Here is a 14,621-nt window from a genome sequence, read left to right on the forward strand (position 1 = left end):
GTCGGATCTGATGGACCAATGTCATTGGAGCGTGAGTTCTGCGAAGAGCGGCAAATGATCGGAGGCCATCCGGGCCACCGGCGACACCGGCTTCCCTATCCCATCCACAGTGAAGTGTTTGCTGACGAAAAGGTGGTCGATCCTGAGAAGCGGGAATGCCGAGGAGAATGTGGGGATCGGCACATGACCCGGCAGCACGCGCTGCACATCCTGGAAACGCCGTTGGAATCCCTGAAGAGCTCGGGAACGGGGGCCCGAATTGAAGTCTCCCGCCACGACCACAGGCTCAGTCGCCGGTAGCGATCCCAACCATTCATCCCCGAGGAGCACCTCGGCCTGTTGAAGACGCTCCGCCCGGCCAAGTCCGAAGTGGGTGTTGAGAAAGTGAAACGACCTCCCTTCCTCCGTGGCGACCTTGACCCATATGGCTCCCCTCGCCTCCTTAAACAATCGGGGATCCGCCTCTGTGAGATAGCCGGACTTCACGGTCGTCAGCGGGTAGCGGGAGAAGATCGCAATCCCGTAGCGCTCGCGCTCCTCCTCAAACATCGCGTGAAATACATGGGACATCCGCAGATGTTCAGCGATCAACTGGGCCTGATCATGTCCCCGGCTGCGCACCCGATGGCAATCCACCTCTTGAACGGCGACGATATCAGGATCGAAGTGATTGATCACTCTGGCGACCCTTTCGGGCCGGATCTTTCGGTCGAGCCCGACGCAGCTGTGGATGTTGTAAGTCATCACCCGAAGCGACAGCTCCTTCCTACCTCCCCTCTTCTCTGCGGACTTCTCCTCGGGAATCCCATCGCGATTCAAGAAGTGACGGACGATCTTGTGCAGATCTTCACCCCGCACGCGAGCCCCCGTGGCCGGAAGCCTGGCATGATGCCATCGCCGAATGCGGTCGGGCACCAGGAGGAAGCCTCGCGTTTCCTCAGACCCCGGGCCGCAATGCGCGCCATTCTCCATCGGGAAGCTCAGAGGTTGGCCGTTGGGATTCCATCCGGAGATTACGAGGTCGCCGGCATTCTCATGGAAGCAGAGTGATACCAAATCCTGAGCCACCTCTTCCAAGAACGGGTGTGAGGCCCCCAATACCTCATCAGCTTGGGCAGGCAGAGACCAGGTCCCTCTCGCGTTTGTCGCCTGAACAGTACCGTCCTGCTGCGGGCGAAGGACCAAAGGCACCCCTGCCACTCTGATCAATTCTGTCACGTATCCCTCAAGCTCGGCGACTGTCAGAGGGCGGGGAAAATAGATGTGCCCAAGCGGCCCCATGGCCGTGACGATCACTTGGCTGTCCGGCTGCGGCACTCCACTGGCAGCGGAAGTGTCCGGCCGGAGGCCTACGAGGTTGCGAAATCGACCCACCGTATTTCCCAAAAGGTCGGAATTCCTTCTCATCCACACGGCAGTTCCCGCCATCGGACCGGACGAGAAAACTTCAGCCAAGGCAGCATGCAGCTCACGTCCGTGCTTCCTTTCATAGGGGACCGTATGTTCCTGACCATGGTCCGAATAGATGATCACCTCGTAATCGCGATATACCGAGTGATCTCCGGCCCGGTAAATGTCGCGGATTGCCCGGTCGATTCCTTTGAGTGTCCAATGCGCAAATTCGGACCTGGGGCCGCGGCGATGCGATTGCTCATCATAGCCGAGAAGGTTTCCATGAATGACGGGGACCCCGCGTTCGATATCCAGGAGGATCCTGAACCGAACCGCTTCCCTGAGGATGATGCACACCACCACTCGCGCTGGCACGAATAGCAACTCGCTCAGAGCTTTCTCGCGTGCGTAGAGCCCCTTGAAAGCATCGGCGATCGCGATGACGAATTCGAGTGCCGCAAGACCCGCCATACGTAGCAGCTTTGGCAGGTAGGCGATGCCTAGAACAAACCACTTCAACGGATTGGCGCGCCGCATGACCTCCGTCGACGCAAGGTCCTGCGAACAATAGCGGGTGAAAGACGCGCCTGCCCGGTAGATGTTGGAGTAACTCGATCCATCCTGCAGCAACGGCTCCTCATTCCGGCTGCGAAGCTCGTCTTCGATCACAGCGGCAGACTCCGCCTCATACATCCGCATCACCTTGCCCGACGCACGATGAAGGAACTGGAATCCCGGGACCGCGGCCCGGACGCCGTAGAATATTTCTCCCTGCACTGCAGGCGTCGTAGACGGCACGCCGGAGTAAAAGCTCTCCACGGTGAAATGCTCCCTGCGGATTAGCTTCGATAGAAACGGAAGATTTCCCTTCGAGATCGCGTGCTCGAATTGGGTTCGCGAGAGGCCGTCAATCTGGACAATGATCAGCCCGGGATGGTCAGCTTCGCCTTTTGGCAGCTTCACGCCCAGCAAGTGTGAGGCGAGTCGCGTCCGATTCACGACTCTCCGCAGCCAGCGAAGACGGGCTGTGATGCGACTAATCAAGGCGCGCTTGTGTGGCTGGAGTTTCGACGACTGCCGCCGTCACAGCCGAGACCTTGGCTGCGAGCAGTTCCCACTCGATCTCAATTCCGGCGACAAGCCGATCCCACGGTGAACTTTCCGGGGCCTCCCTGGGAGGTTGATCGGAAATCAATCGTGTATAGCATTCGATCATCTTGTCCGAGCAAAGGACCCTGTCGTACTCCCGGGCAGAAAGGCGGGCTTCGTCCGCCATCTTTTCGCGCAGGGAAGGATCACCAAGGATCTCGACTAGGGCTTGAGAGAACTGCTCGGCGCTCGCACAGGCAGCCAGCAATGAGCCATTCGTCCCGTCGCGGACTATCTCACGCACCCCCGGACCGTCGAGGGCCACCACAGGAATCCCTGCTGCCATCGCCTCTGCTAGAACGATTCCCTGCGTCTCAGTCTGCGATGCGAAAGCAAAGCAATCGATCGCGGCATATGCGTCCCAAAGGTCCGCCCCTGTCAGCTTGCCCGGCGCGTGGACGCGGTCTTCGAGCCCTGCTTCCTTGAAGCGGTCGAGCATCTTCCCACGGGAGTCGCCATCGCCGACGAGGAGAAAGATGCTACCGGGACTAGCCTCAAGGGCGGGAATCAATGCTTCGGCAAGAAATCCCAGGTTCTTTTCGGGAGCGAGGCGGCCGACATGGCCGATTACTGTCGAATCCCCTGAAATCCCTGCCCGCTTACGAAAGCCAGCCCCATCACCCTTTTCGAAGTTTGCCGGCTCGATGCCTGTCGGAATCGCATGGATCGGAGTCGTCACCCCCCGGTCGGCCAACAGGTCAGCAATGCTTTCGCTCGGGGCGATGACCGCATCACACAGGTTGCAGTAGTCGGTGGCCAATTGAACGGCCATCCGTTTCAGTGCATCCGAATCAAGCGGCACGTAGTGGGTGTAGCGTTCATAGAGAGTGTGATGGGTGAAGACTACAGGAACCTTCATTTTCCATCCCTCACGCAGGGCGGAGTCTCCGAGAAGAAAGGGATGGTGGCTATGGATGAGGTCCGGCTGGAAATCGTCGAGGAAGTCCCGGACGATGCTCGGCATCGGCAGGCGCACGCAGAAGTCACTGCCATTGAAGTTCTGGATCGCCGGCACACGTAAGACATGGGGTGAAGGCTCTGCTCCGCTGAATTCGGGGGCGATCACCCTCACCTCGTGACCTCGCGCCCGGCATGCTTCCTCCAGAGTCTGCACCGACCGCGCTACCCCACCCACATGCGGGAGGTAGGTATTCGTGAACATGGCGATTTTCATACCGGCTCGAGTGTGAAATTCCGTTCGCTTCCGCTTTCTGTAATCCTCCGGTAGCCGGGAACTGCCACGATCAGACGGGGAGGCTGATCATGCCATGTCGCCTCGATCTCCAGCCGCCCATCATCGAGGCGAACCGAAACCTGCCCCCACGGAGTCAGTGTCGGCCCAAAGGACATCGGCGAACCCAACCATTCAGGCAGGATCCCGGATCCGATCACCAGATGATCTTCTTCCTCCCTCACGAAGCAGCTTCGCATCATCATCAGCCATTCAGCCGCGGCCCACCCATGTTGGCCATCGCCCATGCAGCCGCCGCCCGTTGACGGGTGAATCGCTTCCGGCCACTGGCCGGTGGGCGAGGCAAGTTCGGCGACGCGACGCACGAGTCCCATGAAACGCGGGTCATCGGCACGCAGGAGCGTCTGAGCGAGATCCAAGGTAAGGTAGGCGTTGATACCCGAGTGGATCATCTCCTGAAAGAAGCCCCCGCCGTGGAAGCAGTGATCCATCAGCCAGTCGAGCGTCGCCATGATGCGGGATTCTCCAGCCGGGTAGAGCTGCAGCGGATAGTCCGCCACCATGGAGCCAATGGCACCGGCATCCATCCTCCGCCCGGGGGCGGCCGGGATGGCCCCCTTGGACCGGCGTTCCGGAATTGACTCAATGCTCCGGCCGATGTCTGTCGCAAACCCTTTAGCCAGCTTTTCGGCTTCCTCGGCAATCTCGTGCTGCTCGTGGCGACGCCATTCCCTCGCCATCGCGGTCAAGCCCCCCCATGCCCAGAAATCATCCCAGTAGTAGTAATCGTTAGGCCCGAGATGTTCGGCACTGAAACCTGCGGGAAGCAGACCCCGTGTGCCTGCGGGATCATCCTTTGTCAGTCGCTTCTTCGCGAGCCAGCGGACAGCTTTTCTCAGCGCTTTATCAAGCTCCGGGTCCGGCAATCGGTGGCGAAGCGCACATTGCCGTGCGGCGATCCACAGGACCTGGCCATTCGAGTCCCACTCTCCTTCCTGTGAAAGGAAATAGCCTGCCGCGGTCTGCCGCGGAGCAAACTTTCCGATGATCCTGTCCGCGGCCTCCGGCAGCCCGAGCGTGAGAAGCGGGTGGAGCATTAAGCAGGCATCCCGGAACCAGAACCGGCGGTAAGTGTAGGGACCTGGTACCAGTTCGTCCGCAGACAGTAGCACGACGGTCCTCATCGCCGCGTCATAGAGGAACTTCATGCGGCTATCGGCCACTTCCAGCCGAGCGGTGCCTTTCAATGCTTCCGTCCATGAGCGCCTACGTATTGCGCCGCGTCCCAGATCCCGCTCAAGCGAGACCGAAACCGACAGTTCCCGCGGCTTCCCGGCCTCGATGCGGAACAGCGCTGCGGCTGTCGCCATACCGGTGCTGCAACTGACCTGCTTCTGGTCCTTGTCACCCGGCAGGTTCAGGTAAACGTCACCTTCCGCATAATGGGCCATGCGCAGGGATACGGGAGCTTCACCGAAATCCACGGTGGCCTCGTCGTTGACCCGGAAGGCTTTCCCCGACGCCTCCATCTCAATCTTGTGAACGAACTGAATGCCTTCCGGATTGTAGGGACGTATCGCGACCACCAGCCATCCGTCTTCCTGGGCCGATGCACGGATACTCGTACTAGCCTTGGGAGCTTCATCGGGACGACCGACCATCTGCGTCACGAGCTCCAGTTCCATCTCATTTGATCGGGAGACCGTCCGGATCTTCAGGTCATCGGAGAAATCGAGCTGTTGGGTGACTGCGGACTCGTCGAGCTTGCTTGGCAGAAGTCGCTTGCGGGACTCGGTGACGATCCAGAAGTCCAGTGACCAGCCATCATGCAACGGTGTCACCAGGCCCCTTGGATCGACGATGGGATAGGCCGCGACGTCAGGCATTCCCACCGCGGTCCAATTCCTGTGAGTAAGATTGATGTGGCTAAAGGAGAATGCCCGGGGGACGAAAGAAGGCGATGCAGGATTGAATTGCTGCTCCACCCAATGAGGCCATACCCAGTCGAGATTGTGCTGAATCGCCTTGGCATTCACCAGTCCACGGGCATGAAAGACGATGCCCGCGCGAAGCAGCTCAAATGGCTCTGCCACTTCCGATGGCTGTGCAAACCCACGGATGCGAGCCATCACCGTCGCAGGATCCAGAACGCCGTAGCGACGGGCGGCATGCTTCACGAGAAACTTCCAAGGTAGCAGATTCAGCATCGAGCTTCCCGTTTCGCAGATGATGTTCCATCCATAATTCGGTCGAGAAAGAGCCGTCGCCGATTCAATCGTGACGAGAATCTCCTCACGCTCTCCCGATATTGCAAACAGGGGAAAGCCATTGGGCCAGGTTACTCACGTGCAAAAAGCGATGCCTGGGATCTATTTTGCATCACTTCCTGCCCTCTCCAAATCGGTCATCCCCTTCCCTACAGCATATCACGCGACGGCACGCCACGGGCTGGGGCGGGTGCATGGAATCAGGCACGTCGACCGGGCGGGAGAAAATGCACTTCGGATCTAACGACTCGAACACACGGAAGATTCGCAAGCTGGTTGTCCTGGGAAACTACGTCCCCAAGCGATGCGGTATCGCGACATTCACCGAAGATCTTTACCAAGCCGTTACGAGCGCGGACCCCTTGTTGGACTGCTCGGTGATCGCAATGGGCGACCGATCAGACTATCCTCCCGAAGTCGCACTCACCATCGACCCATCGGACACGTCAGCCTACCAGCGTGCAGCCGATTACGTGCGGGAAGTTGGAGCAGATGCCCTCTGCGTTCAGCATGAGTTCGGAATCTACGGGGGGGCGGCCGGGAGCTACCTCATGCCTCTGTTGCGTCACGTGAAGGTCCCCGTGATTACTACCCTGCACAGCATCCTGCGGACGCCGGACATCGCCCAAAGGAAGGTGATGGACGAACTTGTCCAGAGAAGCTCGCGGTTGGTGGTAATGGCGGAGAAGGGAGCTGAAATCTTGAGCGACGTTTACGGCGTGGATCGGGCCATGATCGACGTCATCCCTCATGGTGTCCCCGACTTCCAATGGTCGGAAAGCGATCCATCCAAAAAAGAACTGGGATATACAGGTAAGAAGGTGCTTCTGACCTTCGGACTTCTTGGACCCGGTAAGGGAATCGAATTTGCCATTCGGTCCATGCCGGCCATCGCCAAACGCCATCCGGAAGCGCTCTACGTCGTCCTCGGGGCCACGCACCCGAATCTCGTTGCCCACGAAGGTGAGAGGTATAGGGAGAGCCTCCAGCAGCTCGCGGATGATCTGGGAGTAACCTCTCACGTCCATTTCGAAAACCGCTTCGTCGATATGCTGACATTGAAGCGCTACATCGCAGCCGCGGATATCTATCTGACCCCCTATCCCAATCAGGCGCAGATCACGTCGGGAACATTGGCGTATGCATTCGGTGCCGGCAAAGCGGTCATATCAACGCCGTACTGGCATGCTCAGGAACTGCTCTCCCGAGGCGGGGGGCTGCTGGTCGAGCCACGCGATGCCGGGGCCATCAGCACGGCGGTCAACCGTCTTCTGGATGACCCGGTCGAAATGGACCTCCTTCGAAGGACCGCTTTCAAGCAAGGGCGCGAGATGACTTGGACCCGAGTCGGGGAACTCTATTTGGACAGCTTTGGGAACGCAGCCGCCGGAACACCCCTCGACCATCCGGCACCCTCGATCCGGAGACTCGAAGATCTGCCGCCGCTCAAACTGGATCACCTGGAGCGCCTGACCGATCGGACCGGCCTTTTCCAGCATGCGACCTTCGATATCCCCAATTACCACGAGGGCTACTGCACTGATGACAATGCCCGGGCCTTCATCCTCACCGTCCAACTCGAGTCAGCAGCAGCGCAGCCTGCGCTCAGATTGATGGCCAGCACCTACCTGGCGTTTCTCGCTTCAGCATTCAACCAGGGGAATGGTCGGTTCCGTAACTTCATGAGCCACTCAAGACAGTGGCTGGAAGAAGCAGGCAGCGAGGACAGCCATGGCAGGGCGCTGTGGGCTGTTGGAAGAGGGGCGGCCGGATCGCGCCGTGATGGGTGGCGCCTTCTGTGCATCGACCTTTTTCAGCGCGGTCTGCCCGTGGTAGAGCATTTTTCCTCTCCCCGGGCGTGGGCGTTCGCGCTGCTGGGAATGCAGGAGTACCTGAGTGCCTATCCAAGCGATCTCGGTGTCCACCGGCTGAGAGGCATCATGGTCGAGCGCCTGCTGAAATGTTGGCAGGAGTGCGCCGGAGACGAGTGGAACTGGTTCGAGGATGTTCTCACCTATGATAACGCTCGCATTCCCCAAGCACTGATACTTGCCGGCAGCGAACTGCCTGAAAGTGGTGCCTTGGAGGCCGGTCTTGCCTCCCTTGAGTGGTTAATGAAGGTGCAGACTGCCGATTTTGGCCACTTTCGTCCAATTGGTAACAATGGCTTCTACAGCCGCGATGGAGACCGGGCGGACTTCGACCAACAACCGCTGGAAGCCCAGGCCACGGTGGCTGCATGCCTATCCGCATGGCAGGTGACCGGCGAGTCTTCCTGGCTGGATGCTGCCAAGCGGGCCTTCGAATGGTTCCTGGGGCGCAATGACGTGGGCCTCCCGCTCCATGACGCAGACACCGGGGGCTGCTGTGATGGCCTGCAACCTGATAGGGTCAATGCAAACCAAGGCGCGGAGTCATCATTGGCATTCTCCCTTTCCCTCGCCGAACTGCGCGATGCCATGGCGGCGAAAACCGAGACCGTGAAACAGATCGCATGAAAAAGATCCCACTCCGCCGGCACGATCTCAACCTGTCCCCGGAAAGCTCACGGGTCATCATCCGCCCTTTCATCCCGGGAGATGCAAAGCGGATCACGACGGTAATCGGGCGCACCTTGGCCCTATCCGAGGACGAGGTTGCGCAGCAGTTGGCTGACGTGAAGGCCGAGTTTCAGGAGCGGCATTTCGACATTGATTCACTGCTTCTCCAGCACTATGCCAAGATCGAGTCTCACGTCTTCACCCACCGAGCCCTGTCCCATCAGCGCAAGCTACTCATCGGAGCTCTTTTCTCGGGAGAATACGCCCTTGAATCGGCGGCGCTTTTCAATCCTTCCATCGTGCCACATCCCGTGCAGGACGGTGTGGCAGAAGGTGCCCTCCGGTTTGTGATGAGCCTTCGCGCGACGGGAGAGGGTCACATTTCTTCCATCGAGTTCCGCAGCGGCCAGATCCACGCCGACGGAGGAATACACCTTGATCCTGTCACCCGCTTCGTGACGGTCCCCGAGGTCTTGCCGAACCCCTCCTACGAAAAGGAAAGCTTCCGGAGCAAGTTGCAGGAAATGGGCTTCGAGAACGAGTGGACGCCCGAACTGCTGGAATCGCTAGGGGATCACTTCTCCCGCAGCGAATTGAAGAACACCATCCGCCACCTCCGACACCAGAACAAGAATCCGTCACGAGACCTGTCACGCACGCTGGAATGCGTGATGTGGCTGGCTGACTCGAACTACGAGCTTCGGTTTTCCGACAAGCTCGCGATGAGCGAGCGCATCCTCTTCCCGGTCTCGTCCAATGAAAGCAATGGCATCGAGGATGCGCGCTTTGTCCAATTCGTCGAAGATGACGGATCAGTGATCTATCGTGCGACCTACACCGCGTACAATGGCAGGGCGATCTTGCCCCAGATGATCGAGACCAAGGACTTCCTGGACTTCCGGGTGCTGACCTTGAACGGGAATGCCGTTCAGAACAAGGGGATGGCGCTGTTCCCCCGGCGCATCCACGGGAGCTACGTGATGCTCTCCAGACAGGATGACGAGAACCTCCTGATCATGTTCGCGAACGATCCCCACCACTGGAACGACCCGGAAATCCTCATGAAACCCGCGGAGATGTGGGAGTCCGTCAAGATCGGCAACTGCGGGTCACCGATGGAAACGGAGGAAGGTTGGCTCGTCCTCACGCACGGCGTGGGGCCGATGAGAAAATACTGCATCGGAGCCGCACTCCTCGACTTGGATGATCCCACCCGAGTCATCGGCAGACTGAAGCGTCCGCTACTGTCGCCAGAAGGAAACGAGCGGGAGGGCTACGTCCCCAATGTCGTCTATAGCTGTGGAGGATTGATTCACAACAATACCCTCGTACTTCCCTACGCCATGAGCGACAAGGCTTCCGCTATAGTATCCGTTCCTCTCGACCAACTTTTGAAAGAGTTGAAGGCTGGAGCCTAACGGGAGGAATCGCGGGTTCCTCCTTCGTGCGGGAAAATATACTGCCTTCACTTGTGAAGCCGCAGGCTTTGCATAAAGTCGCCGGTTAGATGGGAGCACGAAATCGCGTGGTAATTGTCGGGGCGGGACCGGGTGGGCTTACCGCCGGGATGATTCTCGCCCGACGCGGATTCGACGTCACCATCTGTGAAAAGCAGGAGCGCGTCGGCGGGAGGAATGCAGAACTGGCATTCGACGGATACTCCTTCGATACCGGTCCGACTTTCCTGCATCAGAAGTTCACGCTCGACGAGGCCTTTGAAGAGGCTGGCCGACGGTCGGACGACTATCTCGATTTCAGGCTGCTGGACCCGATGACCCGCCTGTCGTGGGGTGAAACCTCGATGGAGACCACTCCAGACCCGCAACGGATGGCGGAGAACATCGAGCGCGCCTTCCCAGGAAATGCGGATGGCTTCCGTCGGTTCATGCAGGACCACGCCAAGAAGATGCGGACGATCTATCCGTGCCTCCAGCGTCCCTACCATGAGTTGCGTGCCTACCTCAACACCACACTACTGAAGGCCCTTCCTTACGTGGCCACCACGAATTCCGTTGTCGACGTGCTTGACCGCTACTTCACGGATGACCGGTTGAAGCTGGCCTTCACCTTCCAGGCGAAGTATCTCGGGATGTCGCCTTGGCGGTGTCCCGCGCTCTTCAGCATTCTCTCCTACACCGAATACAAGTTCGGCATCTATCACGTGCAGGGCGGCCTGTGCCGTATCTCCGACGCGATGGCGCGGGTCTTCGGAGAGCATGGCGGGAAGCTGAGGCTGGGATGTCCTGTGAAGGGACTGCGATTCAGTGGCAAGCGGGTCACCGGAGTGGAGCTGGCCGATGGCGAGTTGCTTGAATGCGATGAGGCAATCCTCAATGCCGACTATGCCCATGCCGTCACCACGCTGATGGGCAAGCGGGCGGAGGCGCCCGCCAAGCTCGAGAGGAAGAAATTCTCCTGCTCCACCTTCATGCTCTACCTCGGGCTGGACAAGGTCTACGACGACCAGGCGCACCACCACATTATCTTCGCAGACGACTACCACCGCAATGTCGAGCAGATCCAAGGTGAGCAAGAGATCTCACGGGACATGTCGATCTACGTGCGGAACTCCTGTGTCTGCGACCCGCTCGTCGCGCCAAAGGGTAAATCCGGTATCTACATCCTGGTCCCGACCATTAATACCCGCCACGGCCTCGACTGGGAGAAGCTCGCGCCGGAGTATCGCGAGCAGGTGCTGGAACGTGTCGAGCAGCGCACCCAACTAAAGGACCTGCGGCAGCACATCGTGGCCGAGCGCATGCTGACACCGGCGTCTTGGCGCGACGGCTTGGATGTCTTCATGGGAGCCACCTTCAATCTCGCCCACACCCTGGACCAAATGCTCTACCTCCGTCCGCACAACCGCATGCGGGGATACGAGAATCTCTACCTCGTCGGCGGCGGCACTCATCCAGGAAGCGGCCTGCCCACCATCTATGAAAGCGGTCGCATTTCATCGAACATGATCTGTGACAAGCGAGGCGTGGCCTACGAAAGATCCGATCTCGCGGGGGCGTTGCTGTAGCGGTGTCGGTACTTTGCCAGCAGGCGCTCGAAGCGGATGCGGTTGTAGCGCTGGATCGCTATGCAGGGCAAGTTGAGCAGCAGTAGGGCTGAGACCATGACGGCGTCGGCCCATAAAGGATTCCACAGAAAGAAGACCGGTCCCGTTGCCAAGGCGGCCCAGTGGCAAGCTTCCCCGCGCCGGGTCTCCACGACGAAGCGGCGCAGATGGGAAGGATCGCCACCCTTCAAGGAAGCCTTGGAAAATCCCCCACGAAACCAACTCGCGCCGTCGGGCATCAGGTGTTTCCAGCGCTTCACCGCTAATAACTTTGCAAGCGTGCTCTCCCGAAGATCCGACGATGCCGCCGGAGGTCGCTCAAAAATTGTGGCAGGCATGCGGGTGAATGCCCATGCCAGTCCCATCTGCATCGCCGGAAGGCCGACGGCATTCAGGGCAATCGTCCACCCCAGCGGTAACTCAAGGAGCATGGAGACTCCTCCCCTTCCACGTGGCCTTCTTTCCGGCCGGACCAAGAGATCGGATGAAGACGGTCAGATAGAAGACGAGCAAGACCGGGTAGAGCAGTCCCGCGACCATCGGAAAATTTCCAACGCGCCTCAACATCGCGACCATCAGTAGGGCGAAGGCACCATAGACACACCACCCCCATGGAGTAACGAACGGCGCGACCATCCCGAAAATTAGGCCGCTGATCCAAACCGAAATCAGCGCCACGGTGGAGCCAGCCGTAGAAGCAACTCCTGCTGCGAAGCCCTTTGTCCATCCCTCGATCATCTCACGCGGGCCCCCAGCATACATCCGGAAGTTCAGCACACCCTTTCCCGGCATCGCGGAGGTCGCTCCACCAGTCGCCCGGATGCGCGGGCAAAAATTCACATTCTCAAGGATGTTTCCCTTAACGGCCTCGTAGCCGCCGGCCTTCTGATAGCTTTCGCGATCAATCAGCAGGCACTGGCCGAAAAGCCCGTGCGGCACGGTGCTCGCCACCATGACGATGTTGAAGATGGCTGATCCCCATTCATACGGCCTTTCCACCACGTGGAACGGACATACCGCCAAGGCACCTCCCGCATAGCGCCTCAGAACCGCCTCAAGCCCTCCAGGCTCGAAGCGACAATCGGCATCTAGGAACATCAAAAGTCTCCCGCGAGCCTCGTCAGCCCCGCGGGCACACGCCCAAGTCTTCCCGCGCCAGCCCTCGGGAAGCGGTCCGGGGCCGATCACCCGGGCACCGGCTGCGCTGGCGATTTCAGGGGTACCATCGCTGGAGTCGTCATCGACCACGATCACCTCAATGGGCTGTTGGGACTGAATGGCGATCGACTCCAGGAGCAGCGGCAGGTTCCTCGCCTCATTTCGCGCCGGGATCACGATGGACACCTCGCGTGCCATCCCCCGCGTTCCCGCACCCGACGCAGGGACCTGTAGGCGACGGAGCAAGCCGAGCGACATCAGCCATGCCACGCCCCCTAGGGAGCAGATGATCAATTCCGGTCCCATTCCACGATCTTGTCGGAAACATTCTGCCCGCACTGGACCACCATCGGCATCCCCCCTCCCGGATTCACCGATCCGCCGACGAAGAAGAGGTTCGGGTACCGCGTGCTCTGCTTCGGTGCCTTGAACGAGAAATTCTTGAACCGGTCCGAGACCACCCCGTAGATCGATCCTTTGTTCGAGTTGTATTGCTCCCGGATGTCGTGTGGCGTCCAGAGGTGCTCGACGACGACGCGCCTCCGCAGGTCGTGCAGCCCCATGCGCTCCAGCTTGTCGAGGACGCGCTCCTTGAATGCCGCGTAGTCGTCCGGGCCGAGCGGATTCGCGTCGTCGATGTAGGGGATATGTGGGAGGATCTTCAGGGTGTCGCATCCGGGCGGTGCGACAGATGGATCGCTTCGGGATGCCGCCACAAGGTAGATCGTGGGATCATCAGGCAGACGGCGTTTCTTGAAGACACTCCGGAAGTGCTGCTTCTGATCCGCAGAGAAGAAGAAATTGTGATGAGCGAGCTGCGGGTAGGTCGTGTCGAGCCCGAGTTCCAGGACCAACCCTGAGCAAGATGGCTCGTATCGCTCCAACGATTTCATGAATGCATCATCCTCTCCCAGAAGCTGCTGATACGCGGGAATGACTTCCATGTTCGACACCACAATGTCTGCGGGATGGAGGACGCCGTCCCCCGTGACGACGCCCGTGACCCGGTCGCCATCCCGGCGGATCTCCCGCACCGGGCTGTCGACCGCGACCTCGATGCCGAGTTCTCCCATCAGCTTTCCCAGCCCGGTGGCGATGCCATAGAGGCCTCCGGGGACGTACCACAGATCGTGCCGGAACTGGATCGCCGGGAGGCAGTTCATGAAAGCGGGAGCCCGGTAAGCGGAAGAGCCCACATACTTGATGAAGTAGTCGAAGATCGCCCGCATCTTCGCCGTCTTGAGGTGCCGCTTCACTCCACCATGCATCGTCCGGAAGAAGTCGAACTTGGTGAACTGCAGGAAGCCGTAATGCCGGGAGAAGTCTTTCGCGGTGTCGAGGCCCTCCTGGAAGTACCCTTCGTCCACCAGATCGAAGAGCCTGCCTGAATACTCCAGGAAGCGTTTCACCGCCGCAGGGTCTTCTCCCGCTTTCGTCGCTTCCACACCCATCACCTCCGGATCGGGATGCAGGTCGATCGAGATTCCATCCTCGAAGAAATTCCGCCAGTGCGGCCGGACCGGCTGGATGGAGATATAATCCTCCATCCTTTTGCCCGAACGCTCAAACAAGCGCTCGAAGATGTAGGGCAGCGTGAGGATGGAAGGCCCCAGATCGAAGGTGTAGCCATCACGACGAAGCACGTTCAGCTTTCCACCGATCTGGCCGTTCTTTTCGAAAATGCTGACGCGATAGCCCTGCTGAGACAGCGAGATAGCCGCGGAGATGCCGCCCAATCCTGCTCCAATGACGATCACGTGTTTCTTTTCTGGGGGCTTTCCGATCACCACGTGCGACTATCGCGCGACTTCCCTTTTTTGCTAGAGAATCTCCTGCTCGCGCCGATGATGGCTGACCTT

The 14,621-nt window shown here is 59.4% G+C and carries 9 protein-coding genes; 3 read left to right on the forward strand and 6 right to left on the reverse strand.

Translation table 11 applies throughout. The features are described 5' to 3' along the window. Positions 1 to 21: 21 nt before the first annotated feature. The 3 genes from OKA04_RS14795 to OKA04_RS14805 form a co-directional block, all read right to left on the reverse strand. Positions 22 to 2,355: an endonuclease/exonuclease/phosphatase family protein gene (locus tag OKA04_RS14795; RefSeq protein WP_264501958.1), complete on the reverse strand. Its 2,334-nt coding sequence runs from the start codon at positions 2,353 to 2,355 to the stop codon at positions 22 to 24. A gap of 73 nt (positions 2,356 to 2,428) precedes the next feature. After that, entirely contained in the window at positions 2,429 to 3,715 is a 1,287-nt protein-coding gene (locus tag OKA04_RS14800; RefSeq protein ID WP_264501959.1) for a glycosyltransferase, read from the reverse strand. Next, positions 3,712 to 5,940 (reverse strand): glycoside hydrolase family 15 protein, encoded by a 2,229-nt coding sequence (locus OKA04_RS14805; protein WP_264501960.1) that lies wholly within the window; start codon positions 5,938 to 5,940, stop codon positions 3,712 to 3,714. The genes OKA04_RS14800 and OKA04_RS14805 overlap by 4 nt, the downstream gene beginning before the upstream one ends. A gap of 287 nt (positions 5,941 to 6,227) precedes the next feature. Here OKA04_RS14805 and OKA04_RS14810 point away from each other — a divergent pair, with 287 nt between their 5' ends. The 3 genes from OKA04_RS14810 to OKA04_RS14820 all read left to right on the forward strand — a co-directional run bounded on the left by OKA04_RS14810 (position 6,228) and on the right by OKA04_RS14820 (position 11,565). Beyond that, positions 6,228 to 8,498 carry a glycosyltransferase family 4 protein gene (locus OKA04_RS14810; RefSeq protein WP_264502165.1) on the forward strand — a complete coding sequence of 757 codons (2,271 nt, stop codon included), beginning with the start codon at positions 6,228 to 6,230 and terminating at the stop codon, positions 8,496 to 8,498. After that, positions 8,495 to 9,958 carry a glycoside hydrolase family 130 protein gene (locus OKA04_RS14815; RefSeq protein ID WP_264501961.1) on the forward strand — a complete coding sequence of 488 codons (1,464 nt, stop codon included), beginning with the start codon at positions 8,495 to 8,497 and terminating at the stop codon, positions 9,956 to 9,958. The genes OKA04_RS14810 and OKA04_RS14815 overlap by 4 nt, the downstream gene beginning before the upstream one ends. A gap of 89 nt (positions 9,959 to 10,047) precedes the next feature. After that, positions 10,048 to 11,565 (forward strand): phytoene desaturase family protein, encoded by a 1,518-nt coding sequence (locus OKA04_RS14820; RefSeq protein ID WP_264501962.1) that lies wholly within the window; start codon positions 10,048 to 10,050, stop codon positions 11,563 to 11,565. On the opposite strand, the gene OKA04_RS14825 is transcribed toward OKA04_RS14820, so the two are convergent. The 3 genes from OKA04_RS14825 to OKA04_RS14835 all read right to left on the reverse strand — a co-directional run bounded on the left by OKA04_RS14825 (position 11,529) and on the right by OKA04_RS14835 (position 14,519). After that, positions 11,529 to 11,942 (reverse strand): glycosyl-4,4'-diaponeurosporenoate acyltransferase CrtO family protein, encoded by a 414-nt coding sequence (locus tag OKA04_RS14825; RefSeq protein WP_264501963.1) that lies wholly within the window; start codon positions 11,940 to 11,942, stop codon positions 11,529 to 11,531. The two genes, OKA04_RS14820 and OKA04_RS14825, sit on opposite strands and share 37 nt — an antisense overlap. 82 nt (positions 11,943 to 12,024) lie before the next feature. Beyond that, positions 12,025 to 13,068 (reverse strand): glycosyltransferase, encoded by a 1,044-nt coding sequence (locus OKA04_RS14830; RefSeq protein WP_264501964.1) that lies wholly within the window; start codon positions 13,066 to 13,068, stop codon positions 12,025 to 12,027. Continuing rightward, on the reverse strand, positions 13,053 to 14,519 hold the full coding sequence (locus OKA04_RS14835; RefSeq protein ID WP_264501965.1) for a phytoene desaturase family protein: 1,467 nt from the start codon (positions 14,517 to 14,519) through the stop codon (positions 13,053 to 13,055). Before OKA04_RS14835 ends, OKA04_RS14830 begins: the two co-directional genes overlap by 16 nt. Positions 14,520 to 14,621 lie beyond the last annotated feature (102 nt).

This window comes from Luteolibacter flavescens (assembly GCF_025950085.1).
Lineage (GTDB): Bacteria > Verrucomicrobiota > Verrucomicrobiia > Verrucomicrobiales > Akkermansiaceae > Haloferula > Haloferula flavescens.

Coding starts and splice junctions, on each gene's coding strand:
- OKA04_RS14800 (WP_264501959.1), bottom strand. CDS start 3,715: ATGAAAATCGCCATGTTCACGAATACCTACCTCCCGCATGTGGGTGGG.
- OKA04_RS14805 (WP_264501960.1), bottom strand. CDS start 5,940: ATGCTGAATCTGCTACCTTGGAAGTTTCTCGTGAAGCATGCCGCCCGT.
- OKA04_RS14810 (WP_264502165.1), top strand. CDS start 6,228: ATGCACTTCGGATCTAACGACTCGAACACACGGAAGATTCGCAAGCTG.
- OKA04_RS14815 (WP_264501961.1), top strand. CDS start 8,495: ATGAAAAAGATCCCACTCCGCCGGCACGATCTCAACCTGTCCCCGGAA.
- OKA04_RS14820 (WP_264501962.1), top strand. CDS start 10,048: ATGGGAGCACGAAATCGCGTGGTAATTGTCGGGGCGGGACCGGGTGGG.
- OKA04_RS14825 (WP_264501963.1), bottom strand. CDS start 11,942: ATGCCTGCCACAATTTTTGAGCGACCTCCGGCGGCATCGTCGGATCTT.
- OKA04_RS14830 (WP_264501964.1), bottom strand. CDS start 13,068: ATGGGACCGGAATTGATCATCTGCTCCCTAGGGGGCGTGGCATGGCTG.